The 18,436-nt window shown below is 74.0% G+C and carries 12 protein-coding genes, 1 pseudogene and 3 riboswitches; of the genes and pseudogenes, 8 read left to right on the forward strand and 5 right to left on the reverse strand.

Annotated features, from left to right (window positions below; genetic code table 11):
• Positions 1-15 precede the first annotated feature (15 nt).
• Both F9C41_RS26150 and F9C41_RS26155 read right to left on the reverse strand, forming a co-directional pair.
• Complete coding sequence (locus F9C41_RS26150; protein WP_155389508.1) at positions 16-1,188, reverse strand: agmatinase family protein; 1,173 nt, start codon at positions 1,186-1,188, stop codon at positions 16-18.
• 52 nt (positions 1,189-1,240) lie between these two features.
• Positions 1,241-1,370, reverse strand: a riboswitch (guanidine-I (ykkC/yxkD leader).
• Positions 1,371-1,537: 167 nt separating this feature from the next.
• A complete protein-coding gene (locus F9C41_RS26155) occupies positions 1,538-1,903 on the reverse strand; it encodes a DUF2784 domain-containing protein (RefSeq protein WP_155389509.1) in 366 nt (121 codons plus the stop codon).
• A gap of 39 nt (positions 1,904-1,942) precedes the next feature.
• Positions 1,943-2,076, forward strand: a riboswitch (cobalamin riboswitch).
• Positions 2,077-2,142: 66 nt separating this feature from the next.
• Here F9C41_RS26155 and cobN point away from each other — a divergent pair.
• Positions 2,143-5,784 (forward strand): cobaltochelatase subunit CobN, encoded by a 3,642-nt coding sequence (gene cobN, locus F9C41_RS26160; protein WP_196279969.1) that lies wholly within the window; start codon positions 2,143-2,145, stop codon positions 5,782-5,784.
• Between the two features lie 9 nt (positions 5,785-5,793).
• Here cobN and F9C41_RS26165 read toward each other — a convergent pair whose 3' ends face one another.
• The 3 genes from F9C41_RS26165 to F9C41_RS26175 all read right to left on the reverse strand — a co-directional run bounded on the left by F9C41_RS26165 (position 5,794) and on the right by F9C41_RS26175 (position 10,276).
• On the reverse strand, positions 5,794-6,714 hold the full coding sequence (locus tag F9C41_RS26165) for a GNAT family N-acetyltransferase (RefSeq protein WP_155389511.1): 921 nt from the start codon (positions 6,712-6,714) through the stop codon (positions 5,794-5,796).
• A 74-nt stretch (positions 6,715-6,788) separates the two neighbouring features.
• On the reverse strand, positions 6,789-8,687 hold the full coding sequence (locus tag F9C41_RS26170) for a M14 family metallopeptidase (protein ID WP_230690048.1): 1,899 nt from the start codon (positions 8,685-8,687) through the stop codon (positions 6,789-6,791).
• A gap of 149 nt (positions 8,688-8,836) precedes the next feature.
• On the reverse strand, positions 8,837-10,276 hold the full coding sequence (locus F9C41_RS26175) for a trypsin-like serine protease (RefSeq protein ID WP_230690030.1): 1,440 nt from the start codon (positions 10,274-10,276) through the stop codon (positions 8,837-8,839).
• A gap of 221 nt (positions 10,277-10,497) precedes the next feature.
• Positions 10,498-10,661: riboswitch (cobalamin riboswitch) on the forward strand.
• 163 nt (positions 10,662-10,824) lie between these two features.
• On the opposite strand from F9C41_RS26175, the gene F9C41_RS26180 reads away from it, so the two are divergent.
• The 7 genes and pseudogenes from F9C41_RS26180 to cbiE all read left to right on the forward strand — a co-directional run.
• Positions 10,825-12,996 (forward strand): putative cobaltochelatase, encoded by a 2,172-nt coding sequence (locus F9C41_RS26180; RefSeq protein WP_155389660.1) that lies wholly within the window; start codon positions 10,825-10,827, stop codon positions 12,994-12,996.
• Between the two features lie 112 nt (positions 12,997-13,108).
• Positions 13,109-13,723 carry a cob(I)yrinic acid a,c-diamide adenosyltransferase gene (gene cobO, locus F9C41_RS26185; RefSeq protein WP_155389512.1) on the forward strand — a complete coding sequence of 205 codons (615 nt, stop codon included), beginning with the start codon at positions 13,109-13,111 and terminating at the stop codon, positions 13,721-13,723.
• Between the two features lie 73 nt (positions 13,724-13,796).
• Positions 13,797-15,185, forward strand: a complete 1,389-nt coding sequence (locus tag F9C41_RS26190) for a cobyrinate a,c-diamide synthase (RefSeq protein WP_196279970.1) — start codon at positions 13,797-13,799, stop codon at positions 15,183-15,185.
• Positions 15,176-15,901 (forward strand): precorrin-2 C(20)-methyltransferase, encoded by a 726-nt coding sequence (gene cobI / locus F9C41_RS26195; RefSeq protein ID WP_155389514.1) that lies wholly within the window; start codon positions 15,176-15,178, stop codon positions 15,899-15,901. The genes F9C41_RS26190 and cobI overlap by 10 nt, the downstream gene beginning before the upstream one ends.
• Entirely contained in the window at positions 15,898-16,695 is a 798-nt protein-coding gene (gene cobM / locus F9C41_RS26200; RefSeq protein ID WP_155389515.1) for a precorrin-4 C(11)-methyltransferase, read from the forward strand. The genes cobI and cobM overlap by 4 nt, the downstream gene beginning before the upstream one ends.
• A gap of 43 nt (positions 16,696-16,738) precedes the next feature.
• Complete coding sequence (locus F9C41_RS26205) at positions 16,739-17,890, forward strand: cobalt-precorrin-5B (C(1))-methyltransferase (protein WP_230690049.1); 1,152 nt, start codon at positions 16,739-16,741, stop codon at positions 17,888-17,890.
• 82 nt (positions 17,891-17,972) lie between these two features.
• Positions 17,973-18,332: pseudogene (gene cbiE, locus F9C41_RS42060) on the forward strand (precorrin-6y C5,15-methyltransferase (decarboxylating) subunit CbiE); the annotation flags it as partial.
• Positions 18,333-18,436: the final 104 nt, after the last annotated feature.

Genomic DNA, 18,436 nt, shown 5'->3' on the forward strand with positions numbered 1-18,436 from the left:
GAGGGTTCGAGAAGGTCAGGAGGTGCGGCGAGGCAGGTGGCCGGCGCGCACGAGGCAGCCGAGCGTGTCGCAGATGACGCGGGTCGCGATGAGCGACGTGATGTCGGCGTTGTCGTACGGCGGCGAGCACTCCACGATCTCGATGCCCGCCAGCGGCCGCTCGGCGATGAGCTGGATGAACTTGAGCACCTCGCGGGGCAGGAAGCCGCCCGGCTCGGGCCAGCCGGTGCCGGGCACGAACGCGGCGTCCAGGCAGTCCACGTCGAAGGACAGCCACACCGCCTCGGCCCCGTCCCAGGCGACCTCCAGGGCGCGTTCGGCGGCGGCCTCGATGCCCATCTCGACACAGTCGGTGACCGTCATGATCGTGGTGCCGCGCTCCCGCCCGACCTGGACGCCGGGCCGCGGGGCCTGCCAGCCGCCGATGCCGATCTGCACCAGGTTCTTCGGGGGCACGTTGGGGATGTCCGTGGCGTGGAACCACGGGGTGGTGTGCATCCGCTCGTCGAGGTCGGTCTCCTGGGTGTCGACGTGGCGGTCGAAGTGGATGATGCCGAGATTGCCCTGGAGGTGCTCGGCGACGCCGCGCACAGTGGGGTAGCCGATGGAGTGGTCGCCGCCGAGCACCACGGGGAACGCGCCCGAGGCGTACACGTGGCCGACGGCCTTGGAGATCTGGTCGAACGTCTTCTCGATGTTGGCGGGGATGGTGAACACGTCACCCAGGTCCGCGATCGTGATCGACTCCCGCAGGTCCACGCCCAGCTCGAAGCTGTACGGGCCGTACAGCGCGGAGATGCGCCGGATGCCCTGCGGGCCGAACCGGGTGCCGGGGCGGTAGGTCGTGCCGCCGTCGAACGGCGCGCCCAGCACGGCGACGTCGTACTCGCCGCACCGGCGCACGTCCTCCAGGTACGGGGCCTTGAGGAAGGTGTTGATTCCGGCGAAGTGCGGCAGCTCGCCGCGGGAGAAGGTGGGGATGCGCTTGTCGACGATGGAGTCCGCGCCGGGCAGGCCGTACTCCAGCCCGCGGGCGATCTCCTCCTCCCACTTCGTGGTGGGCAGCTCGGCCTCGCGCGCGACGGCGTACGCCGCCTCGGGGCCGTAGTGCTCGTGCAGGCCGTGCTGCTCGCGCCGCGCGTTGTCCTCGGGTGAGCCGTGGCGGTGATGGTGGTGGGCGAAGCCCATGGGGCACCTCCGAAACGAGGAGCCTGGCCGTGAAACAGCCAGGTGTTCGGCTGTCTCCCGGGCTTTTGTCCCGCCGTGGAACGGCCACGCCGCAACGCGGGCCGCCTGCGCCTCTCGGACCAGGCCCGTCCGGTGACCCGTGACGACAGGGCCGGAGCGGCGGAACCCTAGGCGCGCCTCACCTTCGGTGAGTCACCGTGGATTACATCGGCGAATCATTTCCCCTCGATGTCGCCGCCGTTGCCACCTCGTGACCGCCGACCGGGACCGCCGCCCGTGACCGCCGACCGTGACCGCCACCCCGACCGGTCGCCCCGTGCCCGCCGCGCCGGGGCCGCGGGCGGTGACCTCAGGCACCGTCGCGGGCGCTCCGGCGGCGGAGCAGGAAGCCCGCCCAGGAGACCAGCACGACCAGACCCGCCAGGACCTGCAGCAGCACGGTGTAGCGCTCGGGGTAGACCACGCCGGTCAGGTAGGTGTCGATGAAGCCGCGGCTCAGGCCCTGCTCGCCGGCCTTGCGGCGGGCCCAGTCCTCGACGTATGTCAGGGGGCAGTCGATGCCGAAGACCACCGTGGCGAAGCCCCAGCCGACGGCGACCAGGTGCGGCCAGATCAGCCACGGCCGCCACCAGGCGAGGAAACCGCCCGCGACGACGTACGCGAGGAACAGGAAGTGCACCACCATGGTGGCGGCGGCGAGCCACTGATAGGCCATGCTCCATTATCTGCCGCTAGGATCGCACTCGGCGGCAGGGAGGAACTCGGGGAAGAGCCGAGACGGTCCCGCCACTGTGACCGGGGAGCCCGTCCCCACCCCATCGACAGACCGTCGAGGCCACCGCAAGGGAAGGCCCGGGGCCGGGCGTAGATCCGGGAGTCAGGAGACTCCGGCCGCCGCATCGACTCTGCTACCGGGGCGCGGACCCCGACAGGAGGTACGCGGCCATGACGGCTGTGCAAGGTCTGCTGCTGTCCACTGCGGACACCGAGCTGCTCGCCGCCCGGGCGTCGGGCGCGCCCTGGCGCATCGCCAATCCCGCCCGACTCGACGCCGCGGACGTCCCCGGGTCGCTGGCGGGCGTCGGCTTCGTGGTGCTGCGCCTGCTCGGCGGCCGGCGCACCTGGCCGGAAGGGCTCGACGCGGTGCTCGCCGCGGGCCTGCCGGTGGTGGTGCTGGGCGGGGAGGCGGTGCCCGACGCCGCGCTGCAGGCCGAGTCGACGGTGCCCGCCGGGGTGGCCGGGGAGGCGCTGGCCTACCTGGTCGAGGGCGGCGCGGACAACCTGCGCGAGCTGCACCGGTTCCTGTCGGACACGCTGCTGATGACCGGCGAGGGCTTCGACGCGCCGCGCACCGCGCCCGAGTACGGCGTACGCCCCGGCCCGGCGCACGATCCCGACCGCCCGACCGTCGGGATCGTCTACTACCGCGCACACGAGCTGGCGGGGAACACCGCTTTCGTGGACATCCTGGCCGGGGCGCTGCACGACGCGGGCGCGAACGCGCTCCCGGTGTACTGCGGCTCGCTGCGCGGGGTGCCGGACGGGCTGCGCGACCTGCTGCGCGGCTGCGACGCGCTGATCGTCACGGTGCTGGCCGCGGGCGGCACCGTCGCGGCGGACGCGAGCGGCGGCGGGGACGACGAGGCCTGGTCGGTGGCGGCGCTGGCCGAGCTGGACGTGCCGGTGCTGCAGGCGCTGTGCCTGACCTCGTCGCGGGCGGTCTGGCAGGACTCGGACGCGGCGCTGAGTCCGATGGACGCGGCGATGCAGGTAGCGATCCCGGAGTTCGACGGCCGCCTGATCACGGTGCCGTTCTCGTTCAAGGAGCCGGGCCCGGACGGCATCCCGGTCTACGCCGCCGACCCGGAGCGGGCGGCCCGGGTGGCGGGCATCGCGGTGCGGCAGGCCCGGCTGAGGCACGTGCCCAACGAGCGCAAGCGGCTCGCGATCGTGCTGTCCAGCTACCCGACCCGGCACTCGCGGGTCGGCAACGCCGTCGGCCTGGACACCCCGGCCAGCGCGGTGGTGCTGCTGCGGGCGCTGCGCGAGGCAGGGTACGACCTGGGTGAGGGCTTCCCCGAGGACGGTGACGCGCTGATCCACACGCTGATCGCAGCCGGTGGGCACGACGTGGAGTGGCTGACCGAGGAACAGCTGGCCGCGGCCCCGGCCCGGGTGCCGCTGCGCGAGCACACCCGCTGGCTGGACGCGCTGCCCGCGAGCCTGCGCGACGGCATCGTGCGGGCGTGGGGCGAGCCGCCGGGCGAGCTCTACGTGGACGGCGGCGAGATCGTGCTGGCCGCGCTGCGCTTCGGCAACGTGCTGCTGATGATCCAGCCGCCGCGCGGCTTCGGGGAGAACCCGGTCGCCATCTACCACGACCCGGACCTCGCGCCGAGCCATCACTACCTGGCCGCGTACCGGTGGCTGGATGAGTCGTTCGGTGCGGACGCGGTGGTGCACCTGGGCAAGCACGGCACCCTGGAATGGCTGCCCGGCAAGGGGCTGGGCCTGTCCCGCGAGTGCGCGCCGGACGCGGTGCTGGGGGACATGCCGCTGGTGTACCCGTTCATCGTCAACGACCCGGGCGAGGGCACCCAGGCCAAGCGGCGCGGGCACGCGGTGATCGTGGACCATCTGGTGCCGCCGATGGCCCGCGCGGAGACCTACGGCGAGATGGCGAAGCTGGAGCAGCTGCTCGACGAGTACGCCACCGTGCAGGCCCTCGACCCGACGAAGCTGCCCGCGGTGCGCGCCCAGATCTGGACCCTGATCCAGGCCGCCCAGTTGCACCACGACCTGCACCAGGCCGACATGCCCGGGGTGGACGACTTCGACGACTTCATCCTGCACGTGGACGGCTACCTGTGCGAGGTCAAGGACTCGCAGATCCGCGACGGCCTGCACATCCTCGGCGGCGCGCCGGAGGGCGAGGCGCGGATCAACCTGGTGCTCGCGGTGCTGCGCGCGAACCAGGTGTGGGGCGGCGTGCGCGGGGCGCTGCCGGGCCTGCGGGCGGCGCTGTGCCGCCGGTACGGGCTGGACGAGCGCGCGCTGCTGGCCGAGCCCGGAGCGGCGGTGGCCGTGCCCGCGGACCTGACCGAGGTGGCCGACGGCCCGGCCCGCACCGGCGCGGACGCCGTCGACCTGATCGAGGGCGTGGCCCGGCGGCTCGTGATCGGCAACGAGACGCTGGGCTGGGAGCCGTCGAAGGTCCCGGCGGTGGTCGCCGAGGTGCTGGGCGGCCCCGACGACGGCGTCGAGGCGGTGCTGCGCTTCGCCGCGACCGAAGTGGTGCCCCGGCTGGACGCGACCGTGGACGAGGTGACCGCGGTGCTGAAGGCACTGGACGGTCGCTACGTGCCCGCCGGTCCGTCCGGCTCGCCGACCCGCGGCCTGGTCAACGTGCTGCCGACCGGCCGCAACTTCTACTCCGTCGACCCGAAGGCGATCCCGTCGCGCAACGCCTGGGACGTCGGCGTGGCGCTGGCCGACTCGCTGCTGGCCCGGCACCGCCAGGAGACCGGCGAGTGGCCGCGCACGGTCGGGCTGACCGTGTGGGGCACCTCGGCGATGCGCACCCAGGGCGACGACATCGCCGAGGTGCTGGCCCTGCTGGGCTGCCGCCCGACCTGGGACGACGCGTCGCGACGGGTGACCGGGTTCGCGGTGGTGCCGCTGTCGGAGCTGGGCCGGCCGCGGGTGGACGTGACAGTGCGCATCTCGGGGTTCTTCCGCGACGCCTTCCCGCACGCGGTGGCGCTGATCGACGACGCGGTGCGGGCGGTGGCCGACCTCGACGAGGCCGACGAGGACAACTACGTGCGCGCGCACGCCCGCGCCGACGAGGCCGAGCACGGCGACCGGCGGCGGGCCACGACCCGCATCTTCGGGTCCAAGCCGGGGGCGTACGGGGCCGGGCTGCTCCCGCTCATCGACGCCCGGAACTGGCGCGACGACAGGGACCTCGCCGAGGTGTACGCCGTCTGGGGCGGCTACGCCTACGGCCGCGACCTGGACGGCCGGGCGGCCCGCGAGGACCTGGAACGGGTCTACCGCCGGGTCAGCGTCGCGGCGAAGAACGTGGACACCCGCGAGCACGACATCGTCGACTCCGACGACTACTTCCAGTACCACGGCGGCATGATCGCGATGGTGCGCACGCTGACCGGCGCGTCCCCGACCGCGGTGATCGGCGACTCGCACCTGCCCGACAGCGTGAAGACGCGCACCCTGGGCGAGGAGACCAAACGCGTGTTCCGGGCCAGGGTGGTCAACCCGCGCTGGATCGCCGCGATGATGCGCCACGGCTACAAGGGCGCGTTCGAGCTGGCCGCGACCGTGGACTACCTGTTCGGCTACGACGCCACGGCGGGTGTCGTGGACGACTGGATGTACGAGAAGCTGGCCGCGGCGTACGTCTTCGATCCGGAGGTCCGCGAGTTCATGGAGCGGTCCAACCCGTGGGCGCTGCGCGGCATCACCGAGCGCCTGATCGAGGCCGCCGACCGCGGCCTGTGGGCCGAGCCGGACCCGGCGACGCTGGACGCGCTGCGCCAGGCCTACCTGGAGGCGGAGGGCAGTCTGGAGGGCTGACCCGGGAGCCTAGTCGGCGAGCTGCTTGAGGTAGGCGTACTCGCTGGCGAAGGGCTGGTAGCCGAGCCAGTCGTTGACCGCGATCATCGGCGCGTTGGTGTAGTCGTTGCAGGTGATCGCGGTGTGGATGCCGGCCTGTGCCGCCTTGCGCAGGGCGACCGACTTGGCGATCTTCGCCAGGCCGCGGCCGCGGTACTCCCGCAGCGTGCAGGTGCCGGTCGACATGCCCTTGCCGAGGTCGAGGTTGGCCTCAAGGAACGTGGCGCAGGCGGCCACGCCGTCGACCAGCACCACGGTGCCGATGTCGAGCTGCTGGTCGGGGCTGTTCCAGTAGCGGGCCAGCCAGACGTCGTAAGGGATGCCGTCGAAGGACATGTCGCCGGGCTCGTCGACCGAGGCGGCCTGGTCCAGGTCGTACACCGTCTGCGGGCCGGCCTCGCGGAGGCTGGCCGTCGTCACGCCGGACGGCAGCGGCGGCACGGGCGGCAGCTCGGCGGTGTCCAGCCGGGCGTACCGGTCGTGCGCGCCCTGGGTGTAGCCCCGGGCCTCGGCCCAGCGCTGATCAGCCGGGTCCTCCGTGGCGAAGGCGCGCACCCGGCGTGCGCCGATGGCCCGCAGGTGCTCCTCGATCCGCTGGTTGAGGGCACTGCCGACGCCCTGGCCGCGATGCTCGGGATGCACCTCGACCTGCACGTAGCTCGCGCCCGGCTCCGAGGTGGAGACGTTGAACCCGCCGACGGCGCAGCCCACGGCGCGGCCGTCGCGCAGCGCCAGCAGCCGCAGCACGCGGGCCTTCGGGAGGGTGGTGCGCCACCACACCTCCTGCTGCGCCACGCTGGAGATGAACCAGCCGAACGAGGCATAGCGGATGCGTGCCTGTTCCGGCACGTCCTCGATGGCCATCTCGCGGATCTGCAGTTCGCTCGTCACCCTGCCTGTCTAACAGCGGCCGCAAGCGATTTACCGGTGGCGCCCGCGCCGTTGCGGGCGCCACCGGGGGCCTTCTAGAGGGTCAAGGTCCAGCTGTTGACGTAGCCGACGTCACCGGAGGCCGCGTCCTGCACCCGCAGCCGCCAGGTGCCGTTGGCGGCCTCGCTCGACAGGTTCACGGTGTAGGTGGTGTCGATGTTGTCGGTGCTGCCGCCCGACCGGTTGTGCAGCGTGTACGCGGTGCCGTCCGGCGCCAGCAGCGACACCACCAGGTCACCCTTGTAGGTGTGCACGATGTGCACCTCGGCCGTCGACGTCGACGACGCGTTGCGGTTGCAGCCCGCGATGGTGATGTCGCTGTAGACCGTGGCCACGTCCACGATGGTCACGTCGGTCGGGTTGCTGCCGGTGCAACCCGGTGCGCCGTTGACGGTCAGCGTGTAGGTGGCGGTCCGGGTGGCCCCGGTGCCCGTGCCGGTCACCGTGACCGGGTAGCTGCCCGCCGGGGTCGACGCGCTGGTGGCGATCGTCAGCGTCGAGGATCCGCCGGTGGTGACCGACGCCGGGCTGAAGGTGGCGGTCGCGCCCGAGGGCAGGCCGCTCGCGGACAGGTTCACCGTCTGCGAACTGCCCGCGGTGACGGCGGTGCTGATGGTCGAGGTCAGCGAGCTGCCCGGGTTGACCGAACCGGCGGCCGGGGCGGCGGTGATGGAGAAGTCGTTGGCCGCGGCGCAGTACTGGGCCTGCTTGCCGATGGCCCGGAACGGGCAGTCGGCATACTCCGACAGGATCAGCACGGCGGTCTTGTTGCGCGAGGTCTGCGCCGCGATGACCTCGTCCGGCGGGTAGAAGCCGGGGCTGGACGACTTCGGATACATCTCGAAGGTGTACGTCCACACCCGCTGGTCGCCCCACAGCCAGTCGGTGATGTCGCCGTCGGTGACGTACAGGTCGCTGCCCTGCTCGGCGGTGTAGGAGTTGGTCGCCGACATCTGCTGGCCGATGTTGGCGAACGTGTTGCGCTCGTCGCTGGTCATGCCCGGGTTCACGGTGTCCGCGGTGGTGTACCCGAACGGCCACAGGATGAGCTCGCCGTAGGTGTGGAAGTCGATGTTCGCCTTGATCTGCTGCACGCCGCCGACCCGCCGGGACAGCACGAAGTCGCGCAGCACGGCCGCCTCCGGGGTGGAGAACGCCGACGGGCCGCGGTAGGTCTCACTCGACGCGCTGCCCGAGGAGCCGCCGCAGCAGCCCCACTTGTAGCCGAAGTTGCGGTTGATGTCGGTGCCGATCGCCGAGGAGCCCGAGTTGGGCTGGCGGTTCTTGCGCCAGGAGCGGTAGGAGCCGGTGGCGATGTCGTACTCACCGCCGTCGGGGTTGAGGTCCGGCACGATCCAGATCTCGCGCGAGTCGACCACCGCGCGCACCCGGCTGTCCGTGGTGTACGCGTCGGTGAACAGGTTGGCCAGGTAGAGCGCCATCTCGACGGTGAGGTGCTCGCGGGCGTGCAGGTGCGCGTTGAACAGGATCTCGGGCTCGTTCTCGTCGGTGGCGACGTTGTCGGAGATCTTCAGCGCGACGATCTGGCGGCCCTCGTACGAGGTGCCGATGACGCTCTTGCGGACCAGCGTCGGATGGTCGGCGACGATCTGGTTGAGCTCGGCGTTCATCTCGGCATAGTTGTGGTAGCCGCCGTCGGCCGACGGGAAGTCGAGCGGGACCGCGTTCGGCCCGGTGACCCGCGACGACGGCGGGGGCAGCAGTTCCAGGCCGAAGCCGAGGCGGCGGATGCGGTCGGCCTCGGCCGCGTTCGCGGTGATGTAGATGGTGCCGTGCTCGATGAGGTCGATCGCCGCACCGGTGCGGGCGACCGCGTTGCGGTCATCGAAGGTCTTCGGGCCGGTGACCTTGTACTGCTGGGATCCGGCGAGGGTGAAGTCGTCGGCGGGCGCGCCGCCGGCGGGGCCGGGCACGATCAGGGCCACGCCGGTGGCCAGCGCGGTGAGGACTAGCGCGAGTCTGCGCACGGGATTACCTCCGAGGGGGTAGGTGGAGGCGCGAGTTCTGGCGGAAGGCCCGGCCCCGCTGGTCGCGGAGCCGGGCCCAGGGTGGTGCGACGGACTCAGAGGGTGAGGGTCCAGGAGTTGATGTAGCCGGTGTCGACCGAGGCGGCGTCGCGGGCCCGCAGGCGCCAGGTGCCGTTCTTGACCTCGGTGGACAGGTTCACCGTGTAGACGGTGTCGATGTTGTCCGTGCTGCCGCCCGACCGGTTGTGCAGGTTGTACACCGAGCCGTCCGGCGCGACGAGGTCGACGATCAGGTCACCCTTGTAGGTGTGCACGATGTGCACCTCGACCTTGGACCCGATGCCACCGTTGCCGGTGCAGCCGCCGATGGTGATGTTGCTGTACACGCCGGTGGTGTTGTTGTCGGGGATGCTCACGTCGGCGCCGTTGGTGACCGCCCCGCAGCTGCCGACCGGGTTGACCGTCCAGGTGAACGAGGCGGTGCCGGTCTTGCTGGCGCTGTCGGTCGCGGTCACGGTCACCGTGTAGGTGCCCGCGGCGCTCGGCGTGCCGGTGATCTGACCGGTCGACGAGTTGATGGACGTGCCCGCCGGCAGGCCGCTGGCCGACCAGCTGTACGGCGACGTGCCGCCCGACGCGGTGCTGTTCAGGGTGACCGCGGTGCCGACGACGGTGGACTGGTTGCCGGGGCCGGTGACGGACACGCCGCCCGGTGCCCCGCCCAGGGAGACCGCCGCGTTGTAGATGTCGGTGGAGAAGTAGCGGACCTCGCTGTACACACCCGGGTTCTGCGGCCGGGCACAGCCGATGCCCCAGCTCACGATGCCGATCTGGATCCACTCGTTGCTGGCGTTGCGCTTGACCATCGGGCCGCCGGAGTCACCCTGGCAGGTGTCCACGCCACCGGAGGTGTAGTTGCCCGCGCAGATCTCCTCGTTGAAGATCAGGCCCGAGTAGCTGCCGCCCGCGCCCTGGCACTGGGCGTCGGTGATGAACGGCACCTGCGCCTTGAGCAGGTAGCGCTGCTGGCCGCCGCCCTCGGTCGCGGCACCCCAGCCCATCACCTGGAAGTTGCCGCTGTGCAGCGACGTGTCCGTGGCGATCTTCAGCAGCGGGGCGGCGGTGATCGGGCTGGACAGGCGGATCAGCGCCCAGTCCTTGCCGTTGCCGTTGTAGCCCGGCGCGCGGTAGACGTAGTTCGAGGTGCGGGTGGTCCGGCTCGGGTCCTGCAGGTCGACGACACCCCAGGTGGCGGTGATCGAGGTGTTGTTGCCGGTCGCGCCGACGCAGTGCGCGGCGGTCAGCACCAGGCTCGGGGTGTACATCGCACCGCCGCAGCCCATGGACAGGCGCACGATCCACGGGAACTCGCCCTGCGCGGCGGGGGTGCCGCCGACGACGGGGTTCGGGCCCTCGACCGGGTCGGGGCCGGCCGGGGCAGCCTGCGCCGGGACGGCGGCCGAGCCCAGGGCGAGCATGGCACCGGCCAGCGCTATCGCGCCGGCACGCAGTGCCGTTCGTAGTGAATTCCGCACAGGATCCTCCCAAGGTCTACCCGGCGCCGAGCGCTTCTGGCGCCGGATCGCCGGAGAGTTTCCCTGGAAGCTAGCGGAAGACAACGATACATAGCAATATCGAAGTTGATTGTTACGTGCTGATGTCGCGGCGAGCCGCGGCCGTGACACTCGCCTCCGGACGGGCGACCCGCTTTGACGCGGCGCACCGCGTCCGTCACGATGACCGGTGAGCGGCAGTGGAGGAACCCGGTGCGAATCCGGGGCGGTCCCGCCACTGTCACCGGGGAGCGAACCCTCCCGATCGGCGCCGTCTGCATGACGCGTGCCGTTTCGGCACCAGGCCACGGCCGTTGACACGGTTGGAAGGCCGAGGGGAAGCGTCGATCCGGGAGCCAGGACACTCCGGCCGCTCGCGACGCCGCACGGCGTCGCACGTCACCGACGCCGGAGGGCGGCTCTCGGTGGTGCGCCGTTCCGGCGTGCCGCGGGGACTGGCCACCGGCGGAGTTCGCGGGCGAGGAAACCCGCGGAGAGGACTCGCGCATGGGCTCGTGCCTGAGCGGGACATGACCCCGCTGTACCCGTTCTCCGCCGTCGTCGGCCTGGCCGACCTGCGGCTCGCCCTGCTGCTCAACGCCGTCTCGCCCGCCATCGGCGGGGTGCTGGTGCGCGGCGAGAAGGGCACCGCCAAGTCCACCGTCGTACGCGCGCTGGCCGGGCTGCTGCCCAGTGTGGACGTCATCGCCGGGTGCCGGTTCGGCTGCGACCCGGCCGCGCCCTACGGCGCGTGCCCGGACGGGCCGCACGAGGCCGGGCAGGACGCCGTCGTGCGGCGCGCCCGGCTGGTCGAACTGCCCGTCGGGGCCACCGAGGATCGGCTGGTCGGTGCGCTCGACCTGGAACGCGCGCTCACCGCGGGGCAGGCCGCGTACTCGCCGGGCCTGCTGGCCGGGGCGCACCGCGGCGTGCTCTACGTCGACGAGGTGAACCTGCTCCACGACCACCTGGTGGACCTGCTGCTCGACGCCGCCGCCATGGGCGAGGCGTACGTGGAGCGCGACGGCGTCTCGGTGCGCCACGCCGCCCGGTTCCTGCTGGTCGGCACCATGAACCCGGAGGAGGGCGAGCTGCGTCCGCAGCTGCTCGACCGGTTCGGGCTGGCGGTGCAGGTGCGCGCCCCGCGCGAGCCGCGCGAGCGGGTGGAGGTGGTGCGGCGGCGGCTGGCATACGAGGCCGACCCGGCCGCGTTCGCCGCGCGCTGGGCCGACGCCGACGCCGAGCTGGCCGAACGCATCGACACCGCCCGGCGGCGGCTGCCCGCGGTGACGCTGCCCGACGCGGAGCTGACCCGGATCGCCCACGTGTGCGCCACGTTCGAGGTCGACGGGCTGCGCGCCGACCTGGTGGTGGCCCGCGCCGCGCTGGCCCTGGCCGCCTGGCACGGCCGGGACCGGGTCACCCCGCAGGACGTGCGCGACGCGGCCCGGCTGGCCCTGCCGCACCGCCGCCGGCGCGACCCGTTCGACGCCCCCGACCTGGACGAGCAGGCGCTGGAAGACGCGCTCGACAGCGCACCCCCGCCCGCTGACGACGACGGCGCCCGCGACGGCGGCGACCCTGGCGCGCCCGACGCCGCCGACGACAGCGACCGGCGCGGTGACGGCCCGGACGGTGGCCCCGGCAGCGGCTCAGACAGCGCGACCGAGCGGGACGGTGACGGCGACCTGGACGGCGACGGCTCCGGCCAGGATGACGGGCCCGACGATGACGGGCCGGACGGCGGTCCGGGACCGGGCGGGCCCGGCGGTGCGGTCCCCGATGAGGACGGCACGCCGCTGCGGCCGGTGCCGCAGGGGGAGACCCGGCAGCGGGACGGGGCCGACGAGGGGCGTTACGCGTCCGCGGGGCAGCAGCACGCCGAGGCGGCCGCGCCGCGGCGGGCGCGGCTGTTCGCGGTGAAGGGGACGGGGGAGGGCGCGGCGGGGCGGCGCTCGCCCGCGTACACCCGGATGGGCCGGACCGTCGGCGCGCGGGTGCCCGGCGGCACGCTGACCGCGCTGCACCTGGCGGCGACCGTGCGGGCCGCGGCCCGGCAGCAGCAGGCCCGCGGCCGCGCCCCCGGCGGCCCGCTGCGGCTGGCCGCGGCCGACCTGCGTGAGCCGGTGCGGCAGGGGCGAGAGTCCAACCTGGTGCTGTTCTGCGTGGACGCCTCCGGCTCGATGGCGGCCCGGCGGCGCATGGGCGCGGTGAAGGGCGCGGTGCTGTCCCTGCTGCTCGACGCGTACCAGCGACGCGACAAGGTCGGCCTGATCACCTTCCGGGGCAGCGAGGCGCAGCTGGCGCTGCCGCCGACGTCCAGCGTGGAGGCGGGCGCGGCACGGCTGCGCGAACTGCCCACCGGCGGGCGTACCCCGCTGGCCGCCGGGCTGCGCCGCGCCGCGCACACGCTGCGGGTCGAGCGGCTGCGCGACCCGCACCGCCGCGCCCTGCTGGTCGTGGTGACCGACGGCAGGGCCACCGCCGGGACCGACCCGGTCGGCGAGGCCATGCGCATCGCCGACGGGCTGGCCGCGGGCGGCGTGTCCGCCGTGGTCGTGGACTGCGAGTCCGGGGTGGTCCGGCTCGGGCTGGCCGCCCGGCTGGCCGCCCGGCTCGGCGCGGAGCATGTGCCGCTGACCGAGGTCACCGCGCAGGGGCTGGCCGGGGTCGCCAGGCGTGACCGGCGGCGGGCGGCATGACGCACCGGCCGCGACAGGCCTGCCTGCGCAACCGGCCGGCGCGGATTCCGGGCGTTCCCCGACGCCGTTCTTCGATGTTCGCCGACGTCACGCAACCGACCGGAGGCCGATGATGCCGCAGGGCAAGCCGGAGACCGTCCCCGACGACGGGATGACCACGCGGCAGCGCCGGAGATCCCCGGTGCTGGCCGTGCACACCGGGATCGGCAAGGGCAAGTCCACCGCGGCGTTCGGGATGGCGCTGCGGGCCTGGAACGTGGGCTGGCCGATCGCCGTTTTCCAGTTCGTGAAGAGTCCCAAGTGGCGGGTCGGCGAGGAGGCGGCATTTCGGGCACTGGGCCGGGTGCACGACGAATCCGGCAGCGGTGCGCCGGTGACCTGGCACAAGATGGGCGAGGGCTGGTCCTGGCTGGCCCGGCCCGGTGACGAGCGCGACCACGCCGCCGAGGCGGCCGAGGGCTGGGCCCAGGTCAAACGCGACCTGGTGGCGCAGCGCTACGGCTTCTACGTGCTGGACGAGTTCACCTACCCCCTGCACTGGGGCTGGGTGGACACCGCCGACGTCGTCGAGACGCTGCGCACGCGGCCCGGCTCCCAGCATGTCGTGATCACCGGGCGGTACGCCGCGCCGCCGCTGCTGGAGCTGGCCGACCTGGTCACCGAGATGGGCAAGGTGAAGCATCCGATGGACGCGGGACGCAAGGGCCAGGCGGGGATCGAATGGTGAAGCGCGAGGAGCGAGCGAAGCGAGCCCCGCAGTCGCGAACAGGCAGATCATGGTGAACGGGTCGTCCACGGAAGTGGTGCGGGTGCCCAGGGTCGTGATCGCCGCGGCGGCTTCGGGGCACGGGAAGACGACCGTGGCGACGGGGCTGCTGGCGGCGCTGACGGCGCGGGGCATGACCGCGGCCGGGTTCAAGGTCGGGCCGGACTACATCGACCCGACGTACCACTCGCTGGCCTGCGGGCGGCCCGGTCGCAACCTGGACCCGTCGCTGGTCGGCGAGGACCTGGTCGCGCCGCTGTTCGCGCACGGGGCGGCCGGCGCGCAGGTGGCGGTCGTGGAGGGCGTGATGGGCCTCTACGACGGCCGGTCGCGCGAGGGTGAGTTCGGCTCGACCGCGCACGTGGCGCGGCTGCTGGACGCGCCGGTGGTGTTCGTGGTGGACGCGACCGGCCAGGGCCGGTCGGTCGCCGCACTGCTGCACGGCTTCCGCTCGTTCGGTGCGGTCCGGCTGGCCGGGGTGGTGCTCAACCGGGTCGGCTCCGACCGGCATGAGGAGATCCTGCGCGAGGCATGCGAGGAGGTCGGCACGCCGGTGCTGGGCGTGCTGCGGCGTGCCGGCGCGGTGGCGGTGCCGTCCCGGCATCTCGGGCTGGTGCCCGCGGCCGAGCGCAGCGGCGCGGCGGTGGACGCCGTGGCGGCCATGGGCGCGCTGGTCGAAGACGGCGTCGACCTGGGGGAGGTGCTGGCCGTGGCGCACAGTGCACCGCCGCTGGCGGTGACGCCGTGGTCGGCGGCCGACGCCGTGCGGGCCGGCGCGGAGGAGACCGGATCGGGGCAGGCCGCGGCACGCGACGAGGCCGCCGGCGACCGCCCGGTGATCGCGGTCGCGGGCGGGCCCGCGTTCACGTTCGGCTACGCCGAGCAGGCCGAGCTGCTGCGCGCCGCCGGGGCCGAGGTCGTGCACGTCGACCCGCTGCGCGCCGAGGCGCTGCCGCGGGGCACCGCCGGGCTGGTGGTGGGCGGCGGCTTTCCCGAGGTGTACGGCGACGAGCTGGCCGCCAACAAGCCGCTGCGCGACGCGGTACGCGACCTCGCCGCCGCGGGCGCGCCGGTCGCCGCCGAGTGCGCGGGGCTGCTGTGGCTGGCCCGGTCCCTGGACGGGCGCGAGATGTGCGGGGTGCTCGACGCCGAGGCGGTCATGACCGAGCGGCTCACCCTCGGCTACCGCGACGCGGTCGCGGTGTCCGGCAGCGTGCTGGCCGACCCGGGCACCCGGGTCACCGGGCACGAGTTCCACCGCACCGCGGTGACCCCGGCGGCCGGTCCGTCGCCCGCCTGGGCCTGGCGCGGGCAGCCCGCCGAGGGCTTCGTCCAGGGCGGCGTGCACGCGTCCTACCTGCACCTGCACTGGGCCGGGCAGCCGGGCTTCGCGCGCCGGATGGTGCGTGCCGCATGCGCCTGATCGGGGTGGGGGTCGGGCCCGGCGACCCGGAACTGGTGACGCTGCAGGCGGTGCGCCTGCTCCGCGAGGCCGACCGGGTCTTCGTGCCCGTGATGGACCCGGCCGAGCAGGGCCGGGCCGAGGCGACGGTACGCGCGCACGCCGGCCACGACCGCGTCGAGCGGCTGGTGTTCGCCCTCAACGAGCGCGACGACGCGCGCCGCCGCGAGTCCCACTGGGACGCCGCGGGTGAGCGCGTCGCCGACTGGCTGCGCGAGACCGGCGGCACCGCCGCGTTCGCCACCATCGGCGACCCCAACGTGTACTCGACCTTCGGCTACCTCGCCGCGACGGTCCGCGCCCTGCTGCCCGAGGTGGAGGTGCGGACCGCGCCCGGGATCACCGCGATGCAGGCGCTGGCCGCCGCGGCCGGGGTGCCGCTCGCCGAGGGCGTCGAGCCGCTGGTGCTGGTGCCGCTGGCCCGGGGCGCGACGGCGCTGTCGGCCGCGCTGGCGTACGCGCAGGACGGCACGGTGGTGGCGTACAAGGGCGGCCGCCACCTGGCGGACGTGGCCACCGCGGTGAAGGAGGCCGGGCGGCTCGACGACGCCGTGCTGGGCACCCGGCTGGGACTGCCGGGGGAGAGCGTGACGCCGCTGGCCGAAGCGGTCGAGGCGCCGTACCTGTCGGCGGTGCTGGTGCCCGGCCGCCGCGACGCCAGAGGGGGAAAGCTGTGAAGGTCGTCTTCGTCGGAGCCGGGCCGGGCGCGGCCGACCTGCTCACGCTGCGCGGCGCGGCCGCGATCGCCGCCGCCGACGTGGTGGTCTGGGCGGCCAGCCTGGTCCACCCGGACGTGCTCGGGCATGCCCGGCCGGACGCGCGCATCGTGGACTCGGCCGCGCTGACCCTGGAGCAGACCCTCGACCTCTACCGCGAGGCCGCCGAGCACGACCTGGTGGTGGCGCGCATCCACTCCGGGGACCCGGCGCTGTGGGGCGCGCTCGGCGAGCAGCTCGACGCGTGCCACGAGCTGGGCCTGCCCACCGAGGTGATCCCCGGGGTGTCCTCGTTCACCGCGGTCGCCGCGGCGGTGCAGCGCGAGCTGACCGTGCCCGAGGTGGCGCAGTCGGTGGTGCTGACCCGGCTGGAGGGCGGCAAGACGCCGATGCCGGAGCGCGAGTCCGTGCGCGCGTTCGCCGCGCACGGCGCGACGATGGCGGTGTTCCTGTCCGCGGCCCGGTCCGGGCAGCTCGCGGCCGAGCTGCTGGCAGGCGGGTACGCCGCGGACACGCCGGTGGTGGTGGCCTACCGGGTGACCTGGCCGGAGGAGCTGATCGTGCGCTGCACCGTCGGCACCCTGGAGGCGGCGGTCAAGGAGCACAAGCTCTGGAAGCACACGCTGTTCCTGGTCGGGGCGGCGCTCGGCGAGGCCGCCGGCACCCGCAGCCACCTCTACCACCCCGGCCACTTCCACGGCTTCCGCCGCGCCGATCCGGCCGCCCGCGCCGCCCTGCGAGCGAGCCGTGACTGACCCGCCCACCCCCGCCGAGCCCGGCGTCCCGTCGGTGACCGACCTGCCCACCCCGGCCGGACCGGATCTGCCGGAGCTGCGCGAACCCGACCTGCCCCGGACTGCGAAGGACCGGCCGAAGGCGCTGCGGACCGGGTGGACGACGGGCACGTGCGCGTCGGCGGCGGCCAAGGCGGCCACGGAACTGCTGGTCGGCGGGGTGCCGCCGCGCTGGGTCGAGGTGGCGCTGCCGTCGGGACGGCGGGTCACCTTCGCCGTCGCGGAGTCGGTGCTGGACGGTGACGCGGCCCGCGCGGTCGTGGTCAAGGACGCCGGCGACGACCCGGACGTGACGCACGGGGCCCGGCTGACCGCGACCGTGCGCTGGCAGGACGGCGCGGACGTCGCGCTGCGCGGTGGCTCCGGCGTCGGCACCGTGACCAGGCCGGGGCTCGGTCTCGACGTGGGCGGCCCGGCGATCAACCCGGTGCCGCGCCAGATGATCACGCAGGCGGTGGCCGAGGCGGCCGGTGGGCGCGGCGTCGAGGTCGTGATCTCGGTGCCGGACGGCGAGCGGATGGCCCGCAAGACGACCAACCGGCGGCTGGGCATCCTCGGCGGCATCTCGATCCTGGGCACCACCGGCATCGTGCGGCCGTTCTCCACCGCCTCGTGGCGGGCGAGTGTGATGCAGGCCGTGCAGGTAGCCGCGGCGCAGGGCGAGCAGACGATCGTGCTGTGCACCGGCGGGCGCACCGAGGCGGGCGCGATGGCGCTGCTGCCGGACCTGCCCGAGGTGTGCTTCGTCGAGGTCGGCGACTTCACCGGGGCGGCGCTGCGGACCGCGGCCGAGCGCGGCATGACCGAGGTGGTGTTCGTCGGCATGGCCGGCAAGCTGACCAAGCTCGCCGCCGGGGTGCTGATGACGCACTACACCCGCTCCGCCGTGGACACCGTGCTGTTGGGCCAGGTCACCACAGCGGTGGGCGGCTCGGCCGAGCTGGCCGCACAGGTCGACGGGGCGAACACCGCGCGGCATGCGTACGAGCTGTGGGAGGCGGCGGGGCTGCTGCGCGACGCGGGCGACGTGCTGTGCGGGCGGGTGCGCGACGTCCTGGTCCGCTTCGGCAAGGGCGCGCTGCGGGCGGACGTGGCGATGGTGGACTTCACCGGGAAGACGGTCGTGGCCGCGACCAGGCCGGAGTGGGTGGCATGAGCCAGGCGACGGCGGCGGCGGGCGGACCGGTGGGTTACGTGAGCCGGGCGACGGTGGCGGCGAGCGGACCGGGGCGGCCGGCATGCCACGGGTGACGGTGGTCGGCCACGACGGCGGCGGCTTCGGTGCCGCCGCGGGTGCGGCGCTGGCCCGCGCGACGCTGGTGGCCGGGGGCGAGCGGCACCTGTCCGGACTGGACGTGAGCGCGGAACGCCTGGTCATGGGGCCGGTAGCGCCGGTGGTCGCGCGGGTGGCCGCGCACGACGGCGAGGCGGTGGTGCTGGCCAGCGGCGACCCGGGCTTCTTCGGCATCGTCGCCGCGCTGCGCCGGGCCGGGGTCGAACCGGTGGTGATCCCGGCCGTGTCCAGCGTCGCGGCCGCCTTCGCCCGCGCGGGCTTGCCCTGGGACGACGCGCTCGTCGTGTCCGCCCACGGCCGCGACCGCCTCGACACCTCGGCGCGGGGCCATGATCCGTTTTTGTGGACGCCCGGTGCCGGGGCCCGCCGCCGGGGGGGGGGACGCCCCGGAGAAAACGGCCCGCCGAA

The organism is Catellatospora paridis, from assembly GCF_009720365.1.
GTDB classification, from domain to species: Bacteria; Actinomycetota; Actinomycetes; order Mycobacteriales; family Micromonosporaceae; genus Catellatospora; species Catellatospora paridis.